This window comes from Cetobacterium sp. ZWU0022 (assembly GCF_000800875.1).
Classification (GTDB): Bacteria; Fusobacteriota; Fusobacteriia; order Fusobacteriales; family Fusobacteriaceae; genus Cetobacterium_A.
Map to the genome: position 1 here is coordinate 15,667 of NZ_JRJZ01000165.1, position 25,261 is coordinate 40,927.

General features: G+C 29.2%; 22 protein-coding genes. 19 read left to right on the forward strand and 3 right to left on the reverse strand.

The window, feature by feature from the left end; genetic code table 11:
• The first annotated feature begins 1 nt into the window (after nt 1).
• The 13 genes from rplQ (at nt 2) to L988_RS11635 (ending at nt 14,177) form a co-directional block, all read left to right on the forward strand.
• Nucleotides 2-352 carry a 50S ribosomal protein L17 gene (gene rplQ / locus L988_RS11575; protein WP_023050832.1) on the forward strand — a complete coding sequence of 117 codons (351 nt, stop codon included), beginning with the start codon at nt 2-4 and terminating at the stop codon, nt 350-352.
• A gap of 234 nt (nt 353-586) precedes the next feature.
• Entirely contained in the window at nt 587-787 is a 201-nt protein-coding gene (locus L988_RS11580) for a cold-shock protein (RefSeq protein WP_047384435.1), read from the forward strand.
• Nucleotides 788-892: 105 nt separating this feature from the next.
• A complete protein-coding gene (gene coaE / locus L988_RS11585; RefSeq protein ID WP_047384437.1) occupies nt 893-1,489 on the forward strand; it encodes a dephospho-CoA kinase in 597 nt (198 codons plus the stop codon).
• Entirely contained in the window at nt 1,486-3,636 is a 2,151-nt protein-coding gene (locus L988_RS11590; protein WP_047384439.1) for a U32 family peptidase, read from the forward strand. Before coaE ends, L988_RS11590 begins: the two co-directional genes overlap by 4 nt.
• Nucleotides 3,637-4,134 carry a phosphatidylglycerophosphatase A gene (locus L988_RS11595; RefSeq protein WP_047384441.1) on the forward strand — a complete coding sequence of 166 codons (498 nt, stop codon included), beginning with the start codon at nt 3,637-3,639 and terminating at the stop codon, nt 4,132-4,134.
• A gap of 13 nt (nt 4,135-4,147) precedes the next feature.
• Nucleotides 4,148-5,353, forward strand: coding sequence for a CinA family nicotinamide mononucleotide deamidase-related protein (locus L988_RS11600; RefSeq protein ID WP_047384442.1), 1,206 nt, complete (start codon nt 4,148-4,150; stop codon nt 5,351-5,353).
• A gap of 3 nt (nt 5,354-5,356) precedes the next feature.
• The gene (locus L988_RS11605) at nt 5,357-5,905 is read left to right on the forward strand and encodes a helix-turn-helix domain-containing protein (RefSeq protein WP_047384444.1); all 549 of its coding nucleotides are present in this window, start codon (nt 5,357-5,359) and stop codon (nt 5,903-5,905) included.
• A 15-nt stretch (nt 5,906-5,920) separates the two neighbouring features.
• Complete coding sequence (locus L988_RS11610; protein WP_047384445.1) at nt 5,921-8,437, forward strand: DegV family EDD domain-containing protein; 2,517 nt, start codon at nt 5,921-5,923, stop codon at nt 8,435-8,437.
• A 147-nt stretch (nt 8,438-8,584) separates the two neighbouring features.
• Nucleotides 8,585-9,574 carry a UDP-glucose 4-epimerase GalE gene (gene galE / locus L988_RS11615; RefSeq protein WP_047384447.1) on the forward strand — a complete coding sequence of 330 codons (990 nt, stop codon included), beginning with the start codon at nt 8,585-8,587 and terminating at the stop codon, nt 9,572-9,574.
• Nucleotides 9,575-9,621: 47 nt separating this feature from the next.
• Entirely contained in the window at nt 9,622-10,329 is a 708-nt protein-coding gene (locus tag L988_RS11620) for a biotin--[acetyl-CoA-carboxylase] ligase (RefSeq protein WP_047384448.1), read from the forward strand.
• A gap of 8 nt (nt 10,330-10,337) precedes the next feature.
• The gene (mnmA, locus tag L988_RS11625; RefSeq protein ID WP_047384449.1) at nt 10,338-11,381 is read left to right on the forward strand and encodes a tRNA 2-thiouridine(34) synthase MnmA; all 1,044 of its coding nucleotides are present in this window, start codon (nt 10,338-10,340) and stop codon (nt 11,379-11,381) included.
• 12 nt (nt 11,382-11,393) lie between these two features.
• Nucleotides 11,394-12,458 (forward strand): aminopeptidase P family protein, encoded by a 1,065-nt coding sequence (locus L988_RS11630; RefSeq protein ID WP_047384454.1) that lies wholly within the window; start codon nt 11,394-11,396, stop codon nt 12,456-12,458.
• A gap of 192 nt (nt 12,459-12,650) precedes the next feature.
• A complete protein-coding gene (locus L988_RS11635) occupies nt 12,651-14,177 on the forward strand; it encodes an AbgT family transporter (RefSeq protein WP_047384455.1) in 1,527 nt (508 codons plus the stop codon).
• A gap of 154 nt (nt 14,178-14,331) precedes the next feature.
• Here L988_RS11635 and L988_RS11640 read toward each other — a convergent pair whose 3' ends face one another.
• Nucleotides 14,332-15,411 (reverse strand): SEC-C metal-binding domain-containing protein, encoded by a 1,080-nt coding sequence (locus L988_RS11640; protein ID WP_047384457.1) that lies wholly within the window; start codon nt 15,409-15,411, stop codon nt 14,332-14,334.
• A gap of 143 nt (nt 15,412-15,554) precedes the next feature.
• Nucleotides 15,555-15,734 (reverse strand): 4Fe-4S binding protein, encoded by a 180-nt coding sequence (locus tag L988_RS11645; RefSeq protein WP_023049759.1) that lies wholly within the window; start codon nt 15,732-15,734, stop codon nt 15,555-15,557.
• 186 nt (nt 15,735-15,920) lie between these two features.
• Here L988_RS11645 and yfcE point away from each other — a divergent pair, with 186 nt between their 5' ends.
• Nucleotides 15,921-16,466: a phosphodiesterase gene (yfcE, locus tag L988_RS11650; protein WP_047384459.1), complete on the forward strand. Its 546-nt coding sequence runs from the start codon at nt 15,921-15,923 to the stop codon at nt 16,464-16,466.
• Nucleotides 16,467-16,502: 36 nt separating this feature from the next.
• Here yfcE and lon read toward each other — a convergent pair whose 3' ends face one another.
• Nucleotides 16,503-18,878, reverse strand: coding sequence for an endopeptidase La (gene lon, locus L988_RS11655; protein ID WP_047384461.1), 2,376 nt, complete (start codon nt 18,876-18,878; stop codon nt 16,503-16,505).
• A gap of 161 nt (nt 18,879-19,039) precedes the next feature.
• Between lon and L988_RS11660 the strand changes: the two genes are divergently transcribed.
• The 5 genes from L988_RS11660 to L988_RS11680 all read left to right on the forward strand — a co-directional run bounded on the left by L988_RS11660 (nt 19,040) and on the right by L988_RS11680 (nt 25,142).
• Nucleotides 19,040-20,554, forward strand: coding sequence for a Ppx/GppA family phosphatase (locus L988_RS11660; protein WP_047384462.1), 1,515 nt, complete (start codon nt 19,040-19,042; stop codon nt 20,552-20,554).
• Between the two features lie 12 nt (nt 20,555-20,566).
• Nucleotides 20,567-22,093, forward strand: coding sequence for an HD domain-containing protein (locus L988_RS11665; RefSeq protein ID WP_047384465.1), 1,527 nt, complete (start codon nt 20,567-20,569; stop codon nt 22,091-22,093).
• On the forward strand, nt 22,093-24,132 hold the full coding sequence (gene ppk1, locus L988_RS11670) for a polyphosphate kinase 1 (protein WP_052191838.1): 2,040 nt from the start codon (nt 22,093-22,095) through the stop codon (nt 24,130-24,132). Before L988_RS11665 ends, ppk1 begins: the two co-directional genes overlap by 1 nt.
• Nucleotides 24,133-24,158: 26 nt before the next feature.
• Nucleotides 24,159-24,803 carry a 6-phosphogluconolactonase gene (gene pgl, locus L988_RS11675; RefSeq protein ID WP_052191839.1) on the forward strand — a complete coding sequence of 215 codons (645 nt, stop codon included), beginning with the start codon at nt 24,159-24,161 and terminating at the stop codon, nt 24,801-24,803.
• A gap of 75 nt (nt 24,804-24,878) precedes the next feature.
• The gene (locus L988_RS11680; protein WP_052191840.1) at nt 24,879-25,142 is read left to right on the forward strand and encodes a glutaredoxin domain-containing protein; all 264 of its coding nucleotides are present in this window, start codon (nt 24,879-24,881) and stop codon (nt 25,140-25,142) included.
• Nucleotides 25,143-25,261: the final 119 nt, after the last annotated feature.

The following is a 25,261-nucleotide window of genomic DNA, read 5'->3' on the forward strand; positions in this document are numbered from 1 at the left end:
AATGAACCACAATAAATCATATAGAAAGTTAGGGAGAAGAGCTGATCATAGAAAAGCTATGTTAATGAACTTAACAATATCTCTAATTTTATCAGATAGAATAGAAACTACTGTTACTAGAGCAAAAGAACTTAGAAAGTTTGCTGAGAGAATGGTAACTCTTGGTAAAAAAGGAACTCTTGCACACAGAAGACAAGCTTTCGCTTTCTTAAGAAGCGAAGAGGCTGTAGCTAAGTTATTTAACGATTTAGCTCCAAAGTATGCTGAGAGAAACGGTGGATACACAAGAATCATCAGAACTTCTGTAAGAAAGGGAGATTCTGCTGAGATGGCTATAATCGAATTAGTATAATTCTAATTCGTTTTAAAAGAGAACTACATTGTAGTTCTCTTTTTTTTTATTAAAATCCTACAATATTAAACAAAACAAAAAAAATGTCCTAAATTTTAAATAAGAGCTTAAAAAGTATTTATTTCTTCAAAAAACAAACAAAATGTATTGCAAATAAGAACTCTTTAATGTATAATATATCCATAAAGTGCCTAGGGGGACTTACTATACTTTTTTTATTATTCGGAGGTTAAAATGTTAAAAGGAACAGTAAAATGGTTCAACAAAGAAAAAGGATTTGGTTTTGTAACATGTGAAGAGGGGAAAGATTATTTCGTACACTTTACTGGAATTATTGGGGAAGGGTTTAGAACTTTAGAAGAGGGACAAAATGTTTCATTCGTTGTAGAAGAAGGAAATAAAGGTCCAATAGCTAAAGAAGTAACTGCAGCTTAATTAAATATAAAACCAAGAGTGAAATTTTAATTTCACTCTTTTTTTTTACAAAAAAAGTCAGAAAATATGTTAAAATATAATATATTCGATTTTAAGGAGATAATAATGATATTGGGATTAACTGGTGGTATAGGTAGTGGTAAATCGACAGTTAGCAAGATATTTTCATCTATGGGATTAAAGATTTTTGATGCAGATTTGATAGCTAAAAATATCTTAGAAAGTGATTTAGTAAAAGAGGAAATTAAAGAAAAATTAGGAAAAGAGTTTATAAATTTAAAAGACAATTCTATAAATAGAGATTTATTAAAAAAGATAGTTTTTAATAGTTCTGATAAATTAGAAATTTTAAACTCAATTGTTCATCCAAAAGTTTTAAAAATTTATGAGGAGTTATTTTTAAAATTTTTCGAAAGTAATGAGATAGTAATTTTTGATGTACCGTTATTGTTTGAGGTTAATTTAGATAAGTATTGCAATAAGGTTATCGTTGTGGATATAGAGAAAAAATTACAGATTCAAAGAATAAAAAAAAGAGATGGAATAGATGATGAGCTCATAGAAAAGATTATCTTAAAACAAATTTCAAGAGAGGAAAGAAATTTAAAAGCTGATATTATTATAGAAAATAATGGAACTTTAGAAGAATTAAAAATTAAAGTAGAAAAAATAATAGAGAGTATAGAGAGAGGAAAGATATGAAAATAGTTGCTCCAGCAGGAAGTATTGAAAGATTTTATGCTGCTATAAAAGCAGGTGCTGATGAGATTTATATGGGATTAAAAGGATTTGGAGCTAGAAGAAATGCTGTAAATCTAACTTTAGAAGAGTATAAAGAAGCTTTAGATTATGCTCATGAAAGAGGTGTTAAAGTATTTTTAACTTTAAACACGATAATGATGGATGTAGAAATTGAAGCAATTTCAATTAATTTGAGAGAACTTTACAAACACGGATTAGACGCTGTAATTGTTCAGGATTTTGGATTAGCAAAATTTATAAAGGAAAACTATCCAGGACTTGAATTGCACGGAAGTACTCAAATGACGGTAGCAAATCATATTGAGGCAAACTACTTGAAATCTATAGGATTTGAAAGAGTTGTTCTACCAAGAGAGTTATCATTTGAGGAGATTAAAGAGATAAGAGAAAAGAGTGAAATTGAACTAGAGATATTTGTTTCTGGAGCACTTTGTATATCATATTCTGGTAATTGTTATATGAGCAGCTTTATAGGTGGACGTAGTGGAAACAGAGGTATGTGCGCTCAACCTTGCAGAAAAAAATATTCTTCTAATGGAGAGGAAGAAGGATATTTATTAAGTCCAAAAGATCAATTATATGGATTTGAAGAGATTCAAAAGTTAAAAGAGATAGGTATTGATAGTATTAAGTTAGAAGGAAGAATGAAAGAACCTAACTATGTATTCCAAACAGTTAGCTATTATAAAGAGCTAATAGAGGGAAAAAATGTAGAGGAAAAAAGTTCACAAATATTTAATAGAGGATACAGCACAGGGTATTTTTATAAAAATAGACCTGAAATAATGAATAGAGAGTTTGCAAGCCATTTAGGTAAAAATTTAGGTGAGTTAAAAGAAAATCACTTGAAATTAAAAGAGAGAATAATTTTAGGTGATGGAGTTACATTTTTATCTAAAGATTACGAAAAAATCGGTGGAACTTATATAAATAAAATTGATACTAAATTCGAAAGAGGAAGAAAGGATGCTAATCCTGGAGAAACGGTAGTATTGAGAGATTTACCAGTTGGAACTAAGTATGTTTATAGAAATTACTCAAAAGAAGTGAGTGATTTAATAGAACAAAAATTAAAAACAACAGATAAAAAACATTTAATAGAGTTCCAATTTACAGCTAAACTTGGAGATGTTCCTAAAATAAAAGTTTCGACTTTAAATAATAGATTAGAATTAATAACTGCTGAATTATCTTCAGATACTACTATTGAACTAGCTAAAAATAAAGGTACTTCAAAAGAGGTTATAGAAGAAAAGATTCTGGAAATTGGTGATACGACATTTAAAGGGATTGTAAAAAATATAGAGATTGATGAAAATATATTCTTACCAATATCTGTTATAAAACAGCTGAAAAGAGATGTTGTAAAAGAACTTTTAGAAAAATTAATTCTAAGTTATAGAAGAGAAGTTTCTGAAGAGATTATAAAACTTTCAAGACTTGAATCAAAAGAAAAAAAGGCGATAATATCAGCTATTGTTTCAAACGATAGTCAAAAGAGCGTTTTAGAAAACTTAGGAGTAACAAAAATTTATAATAAAGGTTATGACGTAGCGAGAGAGGGGATTCTAACTAAAGTTGATTTATATAATAAATTGGCAACTAATCTATATCAAGCATTGGAAAATAAAAATTCAGAAATAACTTTAGGATGGAATTTAAATATATCTAATCGTTATGCGTTTGATCATTTTTCAACGTTAACAAATGTAGATACGATAATAGTTTCTCCAGAGGTTAGCTATAGAAGATTAGAAGAGATTGGAGAAACGACAGTTAAAAAAGCTATTTTAGCTTACGGAAGACCTAGAGCTATGTATACAGAGTTATCAATAGCTACAGAAAATCAAAAAATTATTGAAAATGAACAAGGGGATAGATTCACAGTTATTCAAAATGATATTGGAAATAGTGAAATATATTTAGAGCATCCACTTAATATATTAGAAGATAAAGAGTATTTAGAAAGTATTGGAATTTCGGAGTTAGTTTTAGAGTTTACAACAGAAACAGAGAGTGAAATAAAGGATATATTAGATGGTAACGGAGAGTATAGACCTTACAATTATGAAAAAGGAGTGTTTTAAGTGAATATAAAGTTAGTTAGAAACTTAGCAACAGTATTCGGTTTGGGAGATATGCCTGTAGCCCCAGGAACATTTGGAACTTTGGGTGGAATTCCTATATATATTGGTTTAGTTTTATTAAAAAGAATATTTCCAAACAATATGATATATAACTCATTTTACTTTATGTTTTTAATGACGTTTTTCGCGATATCAGTTTATGTTTGTGATATTGCAGAAAGAGATATATTCAAAGAAAAAGATCCACAAAAAGTAGTAATAGATGAGGTATTAGGTTTTTTAACAACGTTATTTTTAATAAATCCAGTTGGAATTTTTGAAACAATAGTAGCTATAGTATTAGGATTTGTAATATTTAGATTTTTTGATATAACAAAAATTGGACCTATTTATAAATCACAGTTCTTTGGAAATGGAGTAGGTGTTGTTTTAGATGATTTCTTAGCAGGGGTAATTGGAAACTTTTTAATGGTTTGTATTTGGACTATATTTTTCTAAGAGGTAGATAAAAATGAGATGTGTTTTACTTATGGTGGGTACAGAGTTATTAAATGGAGCTACATTGGATACGAATAGTATTTTTATGGCTAACGAATTAAATAAAGTAGGAATAAAAATAGATTTTAAATTAACTGTAGGGGATTCTTTGGAAAAAATTCTTGAAGCGATTAAATTTGCTAAAGAAAAGAGTGATTTAGTTATTTTATCTGGTGGTCTAGGTGCAACAGATGACGATTTAACAAAAGAAGCAATCAGTAAATTTTTAAATAAAAAGATGTTAGTTGATGAAGAGGAATTAATAGAGATAAAACAGAAATTTAAAAAATTAAATATCGAATTCTTAAAAAAGAACTATAAAGAAGTTGAAAAACCTGAAGGAGCAGTTTCAATAAAAAATGATGTGGGAATGGCACCAGCATTTTTTATTGATGGGATTGCAGCTTTTCCAGGAGTTCCTAAAGAACTTTATAATATGTTTCCTAAGTTTTTGAAATATTATACAAATAACTATTGTGAGAGTATAGACCCAATATATATAAAGGATATAATAGTATCAGGAATTCCAGAATCTATATTAGAAGAGAAAATAAAAGAGTTTTTTATAGATCCAAATATAGAGTATGAGTTTTTAGTAAAAGATTATGGTATAATAGTGAGAATGCAAACATTAGAGAGCTATAAAAACACAGTGGAAAAAATTAAGGAAAAGATATATAATAGTATAGGAAAATATATTATAACTGAAGATGATGAAAAAATAGAAGAGAAAGTATTTGAGTTTTTAAAAAATAAAAATTATACGATATCAGTTGCAGAATCATGTACTGGAGGAATGTTAGCATCTACAATTGTCGGTGTATCAGGAATATCACAATTTTTCACAGAGGGATTGATAACGTATAGTAACGAATCAAAAGCGAAGCGTTTAAATATTGATAAAAATATAATAAAGAGATATGGAGCTGTAAGTAAAGAAGTAGCAGAAGCAATGGTTTATGGATTAGAAACAAATGTTGGAATATCAACAACAGGAGTTGCTGGTCCAAATGGGGGAACGGAAGAAAAACCTGTTGGTCTTGTTTATGTAGGAGTTAGAGTGAAAGATAAGATAACAAGTTTTAGATTTAATTTCACGGGGGATAGAGAGAGAATAAGAAGAAAAACAGTTCTCCATAGTCTATTTGAACTATATAAAATGTTAGAGGAGGATGAATAGAAAGTGAGTATAGGAGAGAGAATAAAAAAGAGCAGAAATGAAAAATCATTATCATTAAGAGAGTTGGCAACAATGGTCGATTTATCAGCTAGCTTTTTATCACAAATAGAACAAGGAAAAGCATCTCCTTCAATTGAAAATTTGAAGAAAATAGCAAACTCATTAGACGTAAGAGTTAGTTATCTAATTGAAGATGAAGAGGTAAAGAAAAATTCTGATTTAATTAGAGCAAAAGAGAGAAAATTTGTAGAGAGTGTGGATTCGAATACAACATTATCACTTTTAACATCATCAAATATAGAGAAGAGCATGGAGCCAATTTTATATGAGATTGGGCCAGGAGGAGAAAGCGGAAGAAGCTATTATACACATCCTGGAGAGGAGTTTATATTTGTTCTTGAAGGGAGTATTGATATATATATAGAGGAAGCTGTACACAACTTACACGAAGGAGATAGCTTCTACTTTAAATCTAGTCAAAAGCATAGATTTAAAAATAATACAGATAAAAGAGCAAGAGCTCTTTGGGTGGTAAATCCACCTACATTCTAATAATGGAGGAAAATAATGAATATAGAAGTTAAGGTATTGAATTCTACAAGATTAACAAAATTGTTAATTGCAGCAAGTAGATGGTTATCAAAATATTCAGATGTTCTAAATGATTTAAATGTGTATCCTGTTCCAGATGGAGATACAGGAACAAATATGTCAATGACATTGCAAGCGGTGGAGAATGAGTTAATAAAATTAAACCATGAACCGGATATGGAAGAGTTAGCAGATATTGTATCAGAAGCTATTCTTTTAGGAGCTAGAGGAAACTCAGGAACAATTTTATCACAAATAATTCAAGGATTCTTAGATGGTGTTAGAACCAAAGAGGAAGTTGGAGTAGAAGATGTTAAGATTGCTTTTAGAATTGCTAAAGAAAAGGCATATAAAGCAGTAAGTGAACCTGTTGAAGGAACGATGTTAACTGTAATAAGAAGGGTTGCAGAAGAAGCTGAAAAGTATACAGGACCTTCAGATGATTTTATTCCGTTCTTAGTATATTTAAAAGAAGCTGCTCAAGAAGCGGTACAAGAAACTCCAAATCAATTACCTAAGTTAAAAGAAGCTGGAGTTGTAGATGCAGGAGGGCAAGGAATATTCTATATCTTAGAAGGATTTGAAAAATCTGTTACAGATCCAGATATGTTACATGATTTAGAGAGAATAGTTCAATCTCAAGCTAAAAGAAAAGATATTATGGAACATTCAGGAACTCATGTTTTTGAAGATATTAAATTTAAGTATTGTACAGAGTTTGTTATAGAATCTGGAGATTTTGATTTAGATGATTATAAATCAAAAATTGTAAATCATGGAGATTCAATGGTTTGTGCACAGACATCAAAGAAAACAAAAACTCATATCCATACAAATAATCCAGGGCTAGTTTTAGAAATAGCTGGAAAATTAGGAAATTTATCAAATATAAAAATTGATAATATGGAAATTCAACATAAAAATATGCTATTAGCTGATGCTGAGCATTATAAAGTTGATAAAAAAGGAAAAGTTTTAGTTCAGAATGAAAATAGCAAACCAATAGCTTATTTTGCTATTGTTGATAACATGGAGTTAGGAAACTTATTCTTAGATAATGGAGCAACAGCTGTTTTAATAGGTGGACAAACACAAAATCCAAGTGTTGCTGATATAGAAGAGGGAATCAATAAAATAAAAGCTGATAAAATAGTTATTTTACCAAATAACAAAAATATTATATCATCAGCAAAAATTGCTGCAGAAAGAGCTTCAAAAGAGGTAATGGTTTTAGAAACTAAAACTATGCTAGAGGGTGAGTATGTTGTAAAAAATAAAGAGTTTGGAATGGATGAAATTCTAAAACAACTTCCATTTAATACATCAATAGAGATAACTCAAGCAGTAAGAGATACGAAAGTTGATGAGTTGATCATATCTCAAGGTGATTATATAGCTTTAGTAAATGGAAAAATAAAAGCTAAAGGTGCAACTTTAGAAACTTTAATAGAAACTGTTTATAAGATGTGTGTAAATAGCGAAACTTTAAATATATTCGCGTGTATAGGAAAAGGTTCAACAGAGGAAGCTAATAAAGTTTTAAAAGGAATTAAGTCGACAGTTAGATATTCAGATTTAGTAATAGGGCAAGAAAATTACCCATACTATATATATATAACTAATAGAAACCCTGAGTTGCCTGAAATAGCAATTGTAACAGATTCTACGTCTGATTTAACTCCAGAAATGATAAAAGGCTTAGATGTTGATATTATACCGTTAAAAATCAAATTGGCTGGAGATACATATTACAGAGATGGTGTAGATATGTCTAAAGGTGAGTTCTGGAAACAATTGTTAAAAGAGGGAGTTGTTCCAAAAACATCTCAACCATCACCAGCAGAGTTCAAAGAGTTATATGAGAAATTGTTAGAGAGAGGATATAAAAAGATTATCTCTATACATATTTCGAGTAAATTGAGTGGAACTCAACAAGCTGCAAGAGTAGCAAGAGGTATGTTAAACAAAGAGGATGATATAGCTATAGTAGATTCTAAAGTTGTAACATTTGCTTTGGCTCATATCGTTATTGAGGCAGCAAAAATGGTAAAAGATGGAAAATCATTTGATGAAATTATTGAATGGATAGATGAAACAAAGAGCAAAATGAAAGTTTACTTTGTTGTAAAAGAGTTATCTTATTTAGAAAAAGGTGGAAGAATAGGAAGAGCATCATCGGTTATTGGTGGATTCTTAAAAATAAAACCTGTTTTAAAATTAGAGAACGGGGAAGTTTGTATCGAGGCTAAAGCACTTGGTGAAAGAGGAGCTTTATCTTATATGGAGAAACTTATTAAAAACGAAAAGAATTCTATTATAATGTATACTGGTTGGGGAGGAACTCGTAATGAGTTAGAAGCAGCAGACCAACTAAGAAGTATAGCTGAAAAAACTAAGAAGTTAGATTATAGAGCTAGAATGGAGATTGGGGCAACTATAGCATCTCATACTGGTCCTGTATATGGAATGGGAATTTTAAATAAAATAAGATAATAAAAATAGCTAGATTTTAATCTAGCTATTTTTACAAAATATATCTTTTTTTAATAAATTAAATAAGATTGTATAGAAACAGATTTAAAAGGATTGACTGGACATTAAAAAGAAAATATAATAAAGAAAAACCATAGGAGGAGAAAGATGGCAATATTAGTTTGTGGTGGAGCCGGATATATAGGAAGTCATGCGGTTAGAGCTTTATTAGAAGCAAAAAGAGAGGTTGTTGTTTTAGATAACATGCAAACGGGGCATGTAGAAGCAGTACCTGAGAATATAAAGTTAGCATTAGGAGATTTAAGAGATATAGAATTTTTAAAAAGAGTATTCAAAGAGAATAAAATAGAAGGAGTTATACATTTTGCTGCAGATTCATTAGTTGGAGAAAGTATGACAAATCCTGCTAAATATTTTGACAATAATGTTCTTGGAACTATGAATTTATTAAATATAATGAGAGAGTTTGAAGTAAAAAATATAGTTTTCTCTTCTACAGCGGCAACATATGGAGAACCAAAAAATATTCCAATTCTTGAAACGGATGAAACAAATCCAACAAATCCATATGGTGAAAGTAAATTAATGGTTGAAAAACTATTAAAATGGTATGACTATGCTTACGGAATAAAATATACAGCTCTTAGATACTTCAATGTAGCTGGAGCATATCCAACAGGAGAGATTGGAGAAGACCATAGTCCTGAAACACATCTAATTCCAATAATTTTGCAAGTGGCTTTAGGAAAAAGAGAAAAAATAGGAATATATGGAGATGACTATCCAACAGAGGACGGAACTTGTATTAGAGATTATGTTCATGTAATGGATTTGGTTGATGCTCATATTTTAGCATTAGATAGATTAAAAAATGGTGGAGATAGTACAATTTATAATTTAGGAAATGGAGAGGGATTCTCGGTTAAACAAGTTATAGATGTAGCTAGAAAAGTTACAAAGCATGAAATACCAGCTGAGGTATCTCCTAGAAGAGCTGGAGATCCGGCAAAATTAGTTGCGAGTTCTCAAAAAGCTATGAACGAATTAAAATGGAAACCTAAATATGCTTCGTTAGAATCAATAATTGAAACAGCATGGAAATGGCATAAAGAAAATCCAGAAGGATATAACGACTAAAAAAATTAGGCAGAGTTCTGCCTAATTTTTTATTTTAAGGAGAAAGAATGAGAATATATAGATTTGATGAGATAGATTCAACAAATAGATTTTTAAGAGAGAAAGATGATATATTAGAGAAAGATTTAGCAATAGCTAAAGTTCAAAATGCTGGAAGAGGAAGAAGAGGAAATAAGTGGGTTTCAACAGAAGGAGCAGCACTATTTTCTTTTGCTTTAAAGCATGATTTCGAAATATCTGAAGATGAGTATATGAAACTTCCACTTTTAGTAGGGTATTCTTTATTATATTCTTTAAAAAAAATAGAGAATTTAGATTATAAATTTAAATGGACAAATGATTTATATTTAGAAGAGAAAAAAATAAGTGGAATTTTGGTTGAAAAAATAAAAGATCACTATATAATTGGAATTGGACTTAATGTTAATAATTTAAATTTAGAAGAAGCTAAAGATAGAGGTATGTCATTAAGAGAAAAAACAGGAAAAGAATATAACCTAGAAGAAGTTATAATGACTATAGTTTCAGATTTTTTTGAAAATTTTAAAGAGTTTAAAAATGGAAGTTGGAAAGAAATTCTAGAAAAAATAAATAAAGTAAATTATCTGTATGGAAGAAGAATTGATATTGTTACATTCGATAAAGAGGAGAGCGGAATTGCTGGAGATATTTTAGAAGATGGAACTCTTGAGGTATTTGTAGGAAATGAAATAAAGAGATATAATATTGGTTCAATTCACATAGCAAAAAAATAGAGGAGTATATGAATAAAAAAAGAATAGTATTAGGAATGAGTGGTGGAGTTGATTCTTCAACTTCGGCATATATGTTAAAAGAGGATGGTTTTGAAGTTATAGGTGTGACTTTAGTTGTGAGCAAAGAGCAAAGAGAGTCACAGGATTTGAAGGATGCTATATCTTTAGCAAAAGAGTTAGATATAGAGCATATTATTTTAGATATAGTAGATGAATTCAATGAAAAAATTGTAAAATATTTTATTGATGAATATTCAAAAGGAATGACACCGTCTCCGTGTGTAGTTTGTGATGAGATCATAAAAGTGAAGAAGCTGATTGAAATTGCAAATTCAAAAGATGCTTACTACATAGGTACAGGTCACTATTGTGAGGTAAGTAGGGATAATAGATTTGAAAAAAGCTTATTTAAAAAACCAAAAGATATAAGAAAAGATCAAGGTTATATGCTATATAGAATAGATTCAGAAATAATAGAGAGAATGATGTTTCCATTAGCAAAGTATGAAAAGACATTGGTAAGAGAGAAAGCTAAAAATTATGGAGTAAAAGTTCACGATAAAAAAGATAGTCAGGGTATTTGCTTTGCAAAAGAAGGATATTTAGAGTTTTTAAAAAAAGCTTTAGGTGATAAAATAGAGCCAGGAAATTATGTTGATAAAAATGGGAATGTTTTAGGACAACATCAAGGATATCAGTTGTACACAATTGGTCAAAGAAGAGGATTGGGAGTTCTATTTTCAAAAGTATATTTTATCATAGATATTATTCCAGAAAAAAATGAGATAATTTTAGGTGATTATATAGAGTTATATAGAAAAAAAGTTGAACTAGCAGATTTTAAAACTCAAATTCCATTAGAAACTCTTTTAGAGATGAGAGTATTCGTAAAACCCAGGTTTTCTAGTTTAGGTTTTTATGGAAAAGTAATTAAAGAGAATAAAAAGATATATTTAGAATACGAAGAGGAGAATCCACAAAATGCTAAAGGACAGCATCTAGTTATATATAGTGATGATTTGGTTATTGCTGGAGGAAAAATAATATTTTAAGGGGGTTAAAAAATGAAGTTACAAAGATTAATGGATGAAAAAGGGGTAGAGGCAATTTTAGTAACAAATCTACTAAATGTAAGATATTTTACAGGTTTTACAGGAACAACAGGAGTAGCGATAGCTATAAAAGATAAGAGATTTTTTATAACAGATTTTAGATATGTATCTCAAGGAAAGAGTGAAGTAGAAAAAAATGGTTTTGAATTAATTTGTGAAAATATCTCAGCTTTAAAAAAAGTGGGAGAATTATTAGAAGAGTTTAAAATAAAGAAAATAGCAATTGAAAATCAAAGTGTTACACTTGATCAATTTAAATTGTTCCAAAGTAATTTTCCTGAAGTTGAATTTATATATTTAGATGACACTTTTACAAAAGAGAGAGAGATTAAATCAGAAGAAGAGATAGAAATAATAAGAGAATCTGTAAAAATTGCAGAGCAAGCGTTGAAAGAAAGTATGTCTAAAATTAGAGTTGGAGTTAAAGAGAGAGAAATTGCAGCCGAGTTAGAGTATCAGATGAGAAAGTTAGGTGCTTCAAAAGCTTCTTTTGATATAATTGTAGCATCTAATGAAAGATCGGCTTTACCCCATGGTGTTGCTAGTGAAAAATTAGTAGAAGAAGGCTTTTTGACAATAGATTATGGATGTTTTTATAAGGGATATGCCTCAGATATAACAAGAACTTTCTATGTAGGGGATAATCCAACAGAAAAACACTTAGAAATTTATGAAATAGTTAGAGAAGCAAATGAAAGAGCAATAAAAGCGGTAAAAGAAGGAGTTACTGTACATGAATTAGATGCTATAGCAAGAGATTTTATAAAACAAAAAGGCTATGGAGATAATTTTGGTCATGGATTAGGTCATGGATTTGGATTACAAATACACGAGTACCCAGGAATCTCGTTTAAAGCTGAAAATAAGGTATTAAAAGAAGGGATGATCATAACAATAGAACCTGGAATTTATGTTCCAGATTTTGGTGGAGTTAGAATAGAAGATGACATTTTAGTTGGAAAAAACTCATGTGAAGTTTTAACAACTTTAGATAAAACTTTTAAAAAAATAAAATAAATTTTTTTAAAAAAATAAAAAATCGTTCATAAAAAGCACGAATTGACGAACAATATATATTTTATTTATAAAAGATATATAAAATTAATCTTTTTCATTTGGACAAAAGTATGATATTCTTTATACAATACTGGAAAGTTTATTAAGCATTTTGATATAAAATGAAAATAAATTATCAATATGGAGGGGATTATGCAAGCTGAATTAAAAAGAACTGAAAACAAGAGTTTTATAGACAAATTCTTGAATATAATTGAAAAGGGAGGGAATGCCTTACCACATCCAGCAACATTATTTGCAATATTAGCTGTAATGGTTGTAATTATTTCAGGAATAGGTGGAGCCTTAGGTTGGTCAGTTGATTTCGTTGGAATCAATAGAAAAACAATGAAAACAGAAGAGATGGTAATTGCTACTAAATCTTTAATGACAAAAGAAGGAGTAAACTATATATTTACTTCAATGGTAAATAACTTTACTGGATTTGCACCTTTAGGAACAGTTTTAGTTGCAATAATAGGTATAGGAATAGCTGAGAGATCGGGATTAATGGCAGCTATTTTAAAGAAAGTAGCACTTTCTACACCAAAAAAATTAGTAACAGTAATGGTTGTATTTTTAGGGATAATGTCAAACGTAGCTTCAGATGCGGGGTATGTTGTATTACCACCATTAGCAGCACTTATATTTATATCATTTGGAAGACATCCAATAGCAGGATTGGCAGCAGCATTTGCTGGAGTTTCAGGAGGATTCTCAGCAAATCTACTAATAGGAACTATAGATCCACTTCTAGGAGGAATTTCAACAGAGGCAGCAAGAATACTTGATCCTACTTACTATGTAGCACCTACAGCAAACTGGTACTTTATGATGGCATCAACATTTATAATTACATTCTTAGGAACGTTAATAAATGATAAAATAGTAGAACCAAGATTAGGAAAATATACTGGTGAGGGTGGAAATGAATTCCAAGAGGTTACACCTGAAGAGAAAAAAGCATTAAGATCTGCAGGATTAGCAACAGTAGTTATGCTAGTTTTATTAGTACCAATTTATTTAGCATTAGGACATAACTTCTTAGGAAATGGATTAGTTCCAGTAATCGTATTATTCTTTGCTCTTCCAGGATTAGCTTATGGAAAATCAATAGGAACAATTAAAAGTGATTCAGATGTAATGGATATGTTAACGAAATCAATGCAAGGAATGGCAGGATATATTGTCTTAGTATTCTTCGCAGCTCAATTTATAGCATACTTCGGGTATACAAACTTAGGAACAATATTAGCAGTAAAAGGTGCAGATTTCTTAGAAGCTGCAGGAATTGGTGGAATTCCACTAGTAATAGGATTCATTATAATTGTAGGATTCTTAAATCTATTCATGGGATCAGCATCAGCTAAATGGGCTATTTTAGCACCAGTATTTGTACCAATGTTAATGAGAATAGGATATTCACCTGAATTTACACAATTAGCTTATAGAATAGGAGATTCAACTACAAATATAATTTCTCCTTTAATGTCATATTTTGCAATGATAATTGTATTCATGCAAAAATACGATAAAAAAGCTTCACTAGGAACGTTAATATCAGTAATGCTTCCTTATTCAATAGTGTTCTTAATTGGATGGTCAGTATTCTTAGCAGTTTGGATGTTAAGTGGATTACCAATTGGACCAGGAGCTTCAGTTTTATTACCAGGTTTTTAATTAATTAAAAAGGTTGGAAATTTCCAACCTTTTTTTATTTTAAAGCATAAAAATATTTTCTTGACAAAATCTTTAATATACTATACTATAAAGGTATAGAAATTGACTAAACCAAATATAATTAAATAAAAAAATAGGAGCTAGCTCCTATTTTTTATTTTCCACAACATTTTTTGTATTTTTTACCTGATCCGCAAGGGCAGTTTTCATTTCTTCCAATCTTAGTAACCGTTCTAGGAGGTTGATTTTCTCCAAATATTTCAGTATAAGAGTGACCTTTTAAAATCCATAGAGGTAATGATTTTGATATTTTAGTTATTAGAGCTAAGAATATAGATTCAGCATTTGAGTTTTCAAATGTAATTCTAGTTTTTATATCTTCAACTATAGATTCAACTGATAGATTATTTTTTAATCTGTCAATAATAGTTGTAATTTCAAAACCAATTTGTGGACCTTGTAGTTTATGTGACATTAAAAGAGCTATTAAATCGGCAACTTCTTGAGTTTTTTCGATGTAGAAATAGTTCCAGTAGTTTTTATACTCATCATTACTTAGTACTTTATACTCTAATCCTTCATACTTAATAGTTTCATGTAGAATATCTACAGGTTCAGATACAGAATCAGCTATTAAATATATAGTTTTGCTTCCAGAATCTTCTAATTTAGAGATAAATACATTTAAAATCCATCTTGAATCAATAAAAGCATGTATTTTTTCAAGAGTGATATCATTAAATGTAGGAGTTAAAAGATCTAACAATTTATGTTCATCAATAACACCATAGAATCTAATCATTCCTAAAATTAGCATCTCTAACTCTTGATAGAAATCTATAAGTGATTTATTTTCATCTTTTTCAGATAAAGAGTTTATTGTTTCAATAAACCAAGTTGAAATAACATAGTGGTTATTATCTTTTTCTTTTACAACAGTTTTAGAAATAAATCCAAAACTTTGTAAAGGTAATAAAAACTCTTCATATTCGAAGAAGTCTTTTTCGCTTACCTTATGATTTTCAGTGTTAAATTGAGAAAGGTAAGTTAATGTATCTTTAGAAAAAACTTCTAAAAAAGTATTTGAATTACTTTCATAAGCCTCAACAATTTTTTCTATAATTTTCCCTTTTACAGTACTTTTAGCGATTTTTATATTAAATTTAGCTAAAATTTTAAAAAGATCATCTTTAAGTAGGCTATTTAAAGATTCAATTAAAAATTTGTCTTCCACGTTGACCTCCAAGCATTTTTTATTACTATTATACCATAAAAATAAAAAAATACAAAAATGTATAGAAATTAAGTAGATTCGGTATACAGAGTAGGATTTGAAAAATAAAAAAGAGATCATTTATGATCTCTCATTAAATATTATTACTCAGCTGGAGCGATACACTCAACAGGGCAAGCACCCGCACAAGCACCACAATCGATACATTGGTCCTCGTCGATTCTTCTTTTTCCACCATCAACTTCAGAAATGCAACTAACTGGGCAGATTGCTTCGCAAGTTCCACATCCGATACAGATGTCTTCATTAATTCTATGAGCCATAATAACCTCCTTAAAAATATTAAGTATGAATACACAAATTTAAAGTATACTCGACAAGAAGTATACCATTTTACTATTCAAAAGGCAACCCTTTTCTAGGATATTATTAAAAATAAATTAATAAATTCCTTTTTTTTTAAATGAAATTAATATATAATTAGAAAAAAATAAGAGGTGATTTAAAGTATGAAAATATTTGTAATATCTGATATTCATGGATCAAGCTATTATCTTAATAAAGCATTAGAAGCTTATGAAAAAGAGAAAGCTGATTATCTTTTAATCTTAGGAGATGAATTATATCATGGACCAAGAAATCCTCTTCCACAGGATTATAATCCAAAAGAGGTTTCAGAAATGTTAAATAGATATAAAAGCAAGATAATTGCTGTTAGGGGGAATTGTGATAGTGAAGTGGATCAAATGCTATTAGAATATCCAATTATGAGTGATTATACTGTTTTATTTTTAGAGAAAAAAAGAATTTTTGCAACTCATGGACATATATATAATGAGGAGAAAATTCCAAATATATCTGAAGGGGATGTACTTATATATGGACATACACATTTACCAGTAGCTAAGTATCAAAATGGAATATATATATTAAATCCAGGTTCAATCACACTTCCGAAAGGTGGAAATAAAAATAGCTATGGATTATTTGAAAATGATATTTTCTATATAAAAGATTTAAGTGGGGAGATTATAAAAGAGATTAAATTAAAATAGAAGTGCAAAGTTTGCACTTCTATTCTTTTATTTTATCTATTTTATGGCATATTTTAAGACATCAGTGAAATAATCTACATAGTTTACAGTTATTCCAGTTTTTAAGAAATCTGGAAGTCTGTCGAAATCTTTTTTATTATCTTTAGGAAGAATAAGTTCGAAAATACCAACTCTTCTAGCAGCAATAGTTTTTTCTCTAACGCCACCGATAGGAAGAACTTTTCCTGTTAAAGTTAACTCTCCTGTCATAGCAAGACCTTTTTTTATAGGTGTATTAGTAGCTAAAGAGTAAAGAGCTAAAGCCATAGTAATTCCAGCCGAAGGACCATCCTTAGGAGTCGCACCTTCAGGGACATGTAAATGAACTCTGTTTTTGTCGAAGTATTCTTTTATTTCTGGAGAGTATTTCTCCTCTTTAAATAAAAGAGAACGAATATAAGAGTATGCTATTTCTGCAGATTCTTTCATAACATCGCCAAGTTGCCCAGTCAGTTTAAGGCCACTATCTTTATTACTTATACTTGTGGCTTCTATATATAAAGTGGCACCGCCAAGAGAGGTCCAAGCTAGTCCAAGAGTTACTCCTGGGATTTCTTTTTGGTATAATTCTTCAGTTGTAAATATTGGTACTCCCAAATATGATTCGACATTATTTTCGTTAATTCTAACTTTATCAGTATTTCCCTCAGCAATTTTGAGATTAACTTTTCTCATTATTTTTCGAATACATTTATCAAGAGTCCTAACACCCGCTTCTCGAGCATATTTATCAATTATAAATTTTAAGGCATTTTTACTGATTGTAATCTCTTTATTATCTAGGGCGTGTGCCTTTAATTGTTGAGGAATTAGATATTTTTGTGCAATTTGAAGTTTTTCTTCAAGAATATAACCAGAGAGATGAATAATCTCCATTCTATCCAATAATGGTCTAGGAATAGTATCTAGTTGATTAGCTGTTGTAACAAAAAGAATTTTAGAGAGATCGTATCTGATATCAAGATAATGATCTAAAAAGTCTTTATTTTGTTCAGGATCTAAAACTTCTAAAAGAGCAGAAGCAGGATCTCCTCTAAAACTATTTCCAATTTTATCAATTTCATCAATCATTATCACAGGATTTGAAGTCTGAACGAGTTTTAATGATTGAATAATTTTTCCAGGCATTGCACCGATATAGGTTCTTCTATGACCTTTTATCTCAGCTTCATCAACCATTCCACCAACAGAGAATCGATAGAATTTTCTATTTAATGATTCTGCTATAGATTTACCAATAGATGTTTTACCAACTCCCGGAGGTCCAACTAAGCAAAGAATAGAGCCATTTACATTTCCAGTTTTTATGACAGTACTCACAAACTCTAGGATACTATTTTTAATATCCTCTAAACCATAATGATCTCTATCGAGAATCATTTTAGATTTTTTAATATCCAATCTATCTTTGGAAAAAACTCCCCAAGGAAGCTCAACAATAGATTCAACATATGTTCTAGCCACATGATACTCAGGTGAACCTTGATCTAAAATAGATAGTTTTTCAAGTTGTTCGTTTACTATTTTTTCAGCTTCAGATGAAAGATGAATATGATTTATTTTATCAACAATTTTATCAACAACAGCTGATTTTTCATCTTTTTCTAATCCTAGTTCTTGTTTGATAAGTTTTAATTGTTCTCTTAAAAAATATTCTTTTTGCTGCTTGCTAACTTTGTCCTCTATCTGCTTAGATATTTTAGCTTGAAGTTGAGAAATCTCTAGCTCTTTTTTCAACATCGTTAAAAGTCTTTGGGATCTATTATTAATATTAAACTCTTCTAAAAGTTCTTGTAAGTCTTTAGCCTCAGCTTTTAGCATAGATGAAACAAAGTCTATAAAAATACTAGGGTGATCATATGAAGCTTGTGAAACTAAAAGTTTTAACTCTTCTTTTAAAATAGGATTAACTTCAAATATCTCTTTTAAAGAGGTCATAATAGCTAACATATAAGCTTTTAATTCGACTGAAGAATCAGCAGATTCTTTATTATACTTAACCTTCCAGCAGATTCTAGAGTTTCCAATAACAACTTTTTTCTTTTTAAAACGTTCTACTCCAAAAACAATAGCTTGCACAGAATCTTGTGATATAGAGGTAACTTTATTAATTTTTACAACAGTTCCTACGTCATAAAGTGTAGAATTGAAATAATCGTTGTCGTCTATATCTTTAACAAAAACAAGTCCAATGAAGCCGTTATAGTGTTCTTCAGCGTCTTTAATAGCTTGTAAAAAATCCTCTCCAGTAAATGCAATTGGAGTTAAAATATTTGGGAAAATAGGTCTTATAACAAGTGGAAGAATAGGAATATCTTCAGGTAAAAGATCTCTTATATTAACAAGATCTGTAGAATTATTATTTGAAGTCATAGACGCCTCCTTTAATTTATATTATCATATAGTTAGAGTACATATAATTGATAACATTTCCTTTTATAAAATCAAAATAAAGAGACTGAATTTTATTTTGAAAGGAATATGTATAATTGAGCAGTAAATCCTTAAAAATAAAAAAATATCGGAGGGGTAGGATGAACTTAAGAAAAAGAATTTGTGTAATGGATATTGGATCGAACTCGATAAGAATGGTTATTTATGAGATAACGCCGAATAAAGCTTTTATACCTATCGAAGATATAAAGGAAACAATTAGGCTAGGTGAAGGAATCAACGAGAAAAAAGAGTTAAAACCAGAAAAAATAAATCTAGCTTTAAAAACTATACAACTCTTTAAAAAAGTTTGTTTAAAAAATAATGTAGATGAGATAGTGGCTTTTGGAACAGCTGCCTTAAGAATTGCAACTAATGGAGAAAGACTATTGAAAGAGATACTTAAAACTACAGGAATAGATGTGATTGTATTTAAAGGTGAAGATGAAGCATACTTTTCATTTGAAGGGGCTATAAACACATTGGATATAAAAGAAGGCGTGGTTATAGACTTGGGTGGATCAAGTTTAGAGATAGTTCATTTTAAAGAAAGAGAAGCTTTAGAAAGAGTTAGTTTGAATTTTGGAGCAGTAACTCTATCAGAGGTAGTTGATTTAAAAGATAAATTGGGGAAAAAAGATGAAGCGACTTTAAGAGATTTTATAAGAGAGCAATTTGAGGTAGTGAATTGGAAAGATAACTTGAAGAATTTACCATTGATAGGAGTTGGGGGAACAGTTAGAAATATTGGAGGAGTACATTTGTATATGAATAACTACCCATTAGAACTTCTACATAATTATAAAGTTAGTGTCAAAGGTGTAGAAGAGGTAGTTAATAAATTAAAAGAGTTAGATTATAAAGAAAAACAAGATGTTCAAGGATTGTCTAAAGCTAGAGCAGATATGTTTATTGGAGCTGCTATAGCTGTAGAAGAGGTGTTGACATATTTTAAATTAAAAGAGCTTATAATAAGTGGATATGGGATTAGAGAAGGAGTTCTCTATGAACGTTTAAGTGAGTGTGGAAAAGTTGTAGAAAATCCTTTTGAAGATGGATTTAAAGATATAATTGAAATACTAAATGTAAATCCTTTTGCAAAAGATAAGCAATATAAAATTTTTAAGAAAATATTTGAAAAATTAAATGAAGAGTATAGATTTAATTCAATAAATGAAAAGATAATTAAAATTGTTACTTATCTATATGATATAGGGAAATGTATAAATTATGTAAACTACCCTTTACATTCTGCGTATATGATACTAAACTTAGGGATAAAGGGTGTAGAACAAAATGAATTAATTGCTGCAGCAATTATTGTAGCTAGAGGAAATAAAAAATATAGAGGTTTAGAGAAATATAAAGATATCTTTGAGGACTCTGAGATTGATGAATTTATGATGCTTTCAAAAATATTGAATATAACGAATATATTTAGTGATGATTTGTTATTAGATGAGCATAACTTTGATGTAGATATAACCAAAGATGAAATAGTATTTTACATAAAAGAAAAAGACGAGGAAGACTTGAAAGTCATTGATCTATTTATTTCTCAAAAAAAATTCGTGAATACATTTGATAAAAAGCTAAAGTTTAAATTGAAGAAATAGGGTGGGAAAGTTATGTTAACTTATGCGGTAATTGAGATTAACTCAACATTTATAGAGATGAGAATATATGAAAAAAAAGAGAACGGCTATAGAGTTTTAGAAAAGATAACAGAGGATATAAATATATTTAAAGAGATGAGAGAAAAAAATGAGTTATCTTTAGAAAAAATGAGAAAAATGTGTGAAATTTTAAAAAAAATGAACAATCTTTCAAAAGATTATGGTGTTTTAGAGAAAAAAATTATTTTTAGTGATTTTTTTAAAAATATAAATAATTTTCCAATGCTAGTTGATCAAATAAAGTTAAAAGTGAATTTGCCAGTAGAAAATATAGATTTAAGTGAGAAAACATATCTTTCTATAAAAAAAGTTATATATTCTGAAAAAGATATTTTTTCAAAAAAAGAGAGTCGATTATTTTTTAATATGAAATCATTTAGTTCAAATGTATATTTATTTTATAAAGGGGAACTTTCGATAAACGAAAATATTAATTTGGGAGTTGAAAAGTTATACACTATTTTAGAAGAGAACGGTATCAACTCGAAAAAAGCTTTTGATTTTATATGCGACTATATGGAGAGTTATGTAGAGTTTGTAAGAAGAGGTATTGGTCGTAAAATTATAAAAAAAATGATTCTAGAAGGAGAACTTGAAGAAAAGGTAATAAAAATTCTATTTCCTAAAAAAGATCTTAAAGATATATCCCTATCTGATTTAAAAGACAAATTAAAATTTATTCAAGAGCATTCATATAACGAGATAGCTTTGAAATATGGATGTACTTTATCAATGGCCAAATTGATGGTTATATCACTTTGCTTAATAATAAGCTTCTGTGATTACTTTGAAATTAAAGAGATTAAGTTTTTAGATTTTAATATAAAAGATATTTGTGCTTTAGAAAAATTTTATCCAGAATTGAAAAAAAGTTTTGATGAAACTTTATGGAAAATAACTTTAGATTCAGTAGTAGAACTAGGAGAGAGATTTGATTTTGATAAAGCACACTCTGAATTTGTCAAAGATTTAGGTTTAAAGCTTTTAGATAGTTTAAAAAAATTTCATTCTTTAGGAAAAGAGGAGTATAGATATTTTGTTGTAGCTTCCTATCTTCATGATATTGGAAAGGCTATAGCTTTTAGAAATCATAGTGAACATTCGGTTTATATTTTAGAAAATACAACAATTTTTGGATTAAATAAAGAGGTTATTGAAAAAATAGCGTTTATAGTGAGAGCTCATACTGCGAGTGCAAAACTAGAAGAACTTTATAACTATGAATTTAAAGGGGAAGAGTTAATAAAATTGCTGAAGATAGTAGCAATAATAAAGATTGCAACAGCTTTAGATAGAGGAAAGAAGCAAAGGCTATATAATGAAAAGATTAATTTAGAATCAAATGTTTTATTCATAGAGATGGATACGGATGAAGATTTTTATATGGAGAAAAGTAGTTTTGAAAAACAGTCGAAACTATTTAAATATTTGTTTGATTTAGATATAGAGCTTAAAATAAATAGGAGGTTTGGGGAGTAATGGTAGTTTATACTGGAAAAGATTTTTACAATAGAGAGCTGAGCTGGATAGAGTTCAATAAAAGAGTTTTATCAGAAGCAGAAGGTGCTGAAAACCCACTTTTAGAAAAACTGAAATTTTTAGCCATTGTAAGTTCGAACTTTGATGAGTTTTTTAAAGTTAGGGTAGCAGGGTTAAAAGCTCAAGAGGAGTCAAATTTAGAGTTAAGAGATATGGCTGGATTTCTTCCAAAAGAGCAGTTACTAATGATAAAAAAAGAGGTTACAGATGTTGTAAGTAAGCAGTATAATTATTATGTTTCTATAATGGAAAAAATAAAAAATGAAGGAAAAGTTTCAATTAAAAATTATGATGAATTAGCTGGAAAAGAGTTAAGATTTATAGAGAACTATTATAATGAAACGATTTTTCCAATTTTGACACCAATGGCTATTGATACATTTAGGCCATTTCCACATCTAAATAGTGGGGCTATAAACTTGATTTTGAATGTTAAAGAGAAAGATGGTATATCTTTTGCAATTGTAGAAGTACCAAGAGTAATAAATAGATTGATAAAGTTACCAGGTGGAAATAATTTCATTTTATTAGAAGAAGTTATAAAAAATAATCTGAAGAAACTTTTTAATGGATATGAGATAATAGATATCGGATATTTTAGAATAACTAGAGATGAAGATTTAGGAATAGATGATAATAATGGTGCTGAAGATTTGCTTTCAGAGATTGAAAAAGAGGTAAAGAATAGAAAGTGGGGAAATCCTGTTAGAGTTGAATACATTGATGGGGTTTCTAAAAAAAGTTTAGAGTTTTTGAAAGAACAGATTGAGTTAGAAGAGGATAATTTTTACCCTGTATTGGGGCCACTTGATTTAACTTTTTTATGGGGAGTTGTAGATGTAAGTGGGGCTGATGAGCTAAGGTTTACTAGAAATGTTCCGAGATACTATAAAGAACTAGCAGGAGAGAATATATTTAAAGTTTTATCTAAAAAAAATGTATTGTTGAGGCATCCTTTTGAAAGTTTTGAACATGTAATTGATATGGTTAGAGTTTCAGCTCAAGATCCTAAGGTTCTAGCTATAAAACAGACTCTTTATAGAGTAAGTGGAGACTCTCCAATAATTAAGTATTTGAAAAAAGCTGCTGAAAATGGAAAGCAAGTAACTGTGCTTGTAGAGTTAAAAGCAAGATTTGATGAGGAGAGAAATGTTAAATGGGCCAGAGAGCTAGAAGAAGCAGGTTGTCATGTTATATATGGGTTGAGTGGATTAAAGACCCATGCAAAGTGCCTTTTAGTTATTAGAAAAGAAGAGGATGGAATAAAAAGATATATCCATTTAGGAACAGGAAATTATAATGATTCTACAGCAAAATTGTATGTTGATTACTCGTTCTTCACTAAAGATGAGGAGATGGGGGTGGATGCTAGTCATCTATTTAATAAACTTACAGGATTTTCTAAAATTGACGATTGGAAAAAATTGATCGTTGCTCCAACACATTTAAGAGCAAATCTATATAAACTTATAGATAGAGAGATAGAGAATGTAAAAAAAGGTGGATCAGGAAAAGTAACTATAAAAGTAAATGGTATGACAGATCAAGGGATAATTGAGAAGTTATATGATGCATCTAAAGCAGGGGTTGAAATTGTTTTAATCGTTAGAGGAGCTTGTTGTTTAAGAAGTGGTGTTGAAGGGTTGAGTGAAAATATAAAAGTGTATAGTTTAGTTGGAAGATTCTTAGAACATGATAGAATATATTATTTTGAAAATAATGGAGATGAGGAGCTATATTTAGGAAGTGCAGATTGCATGAGAAGAAATTTAGATGGAAGAGTTGAAACGATATTTCCATTGGAAAATAAAGATGATAGAAAAAAAGTTACACAATTTTTAAAGGATATTTTAAAAGATAATGTAAAATTAAGAATACAAAATAAAGATGGTAGTTATTCATTAGTTGGTGCTAAAAATAAAAAAGGAACTCCGAAATATAATTATCAAGAAAGTTATAGAGAAAAATATATAGAGTAAAAATATTTTAATAAGGGGTGAGTTTTATGAGGTTGATAAAGGTTTCGAAAAAAGTGGATTTATTTAAAAAAGCTATAGATATATTTAAAGAAACGACTTATGGAAAAGATGTTGTCAATATTGCTTTTTCAGGAGGAAGAACACCAAAAGATTTTTTTACAAAATTATCGAAAGAGGATATAGATTGGGATAAGATAAATATATTTTTAGTAGATGAGAGGTTTGTTCCTTTAGATAGTGAACATAGTAATTATAATCTGTTGAAAAAGAATCTTTTAGATAAGATAGAAATTCCAGAAAAAAATATCCATAAAGTAGAGATTTTGAAAACTCCATTAGACTCTAAGATAGACTATGAAAAAAGATTATTAAAATATTTTAAAGGTGATATAAAGTTTGATGCAGTTTATTTAGGAGTTGGCGAAGATGGTCATACAGGATCTATTTTTACCTTAGATGACGTAGAGGTAGAGGAACCAACTCTTATAACTGAAAGTTCAAATCATCCATATAAAAGAATAACTTTGAGTATGGAAACAATAAATAAAGCCGAGAAAAAAATACTGATTGCTACAAAAGAAAAAGGGTATGTTTTGGAAAATTTGCCTCAGTGGAGATGCCCTGCATTTTATATAGAGGATCCGATTATTTTATTAGAATATGAAAAATAAAATTCTTGACTTTTAAACTAAAGTTTTATATTATATGATTATATACAGAATAGGTATAAATGGAGGAATGAAATTATGAGAATGATGTTATTTACAACACCAACTTGTCAATACTGTGGACCAGCAAAAGAGTTATTAGCAGATACAGAGGGTGTAGAAGTTATAAACGCAATGGAAAACCAAGAGTTAGCAGCAATGTATGGAATCAGATCTGTACCTTGTTTAGTAGTAGAAAAATGTAGTGGAACACAATCTTACGTAGGATTAGATCAAATCGCTAGATTTGTTGACGAGAAAGGTCAAGCATCTGGTGGATGTGGATGTAGCTGCGGTCATTAATTATTAGGCCATGTAAACAGTAGTTTACATGGTTTTTTTTTAGATGTATAATAAGCCTAGAGACTAACTATATGAAGTCAAGTATATAATTTTGTTTTTTCTAAAATATTTTTTAGAAT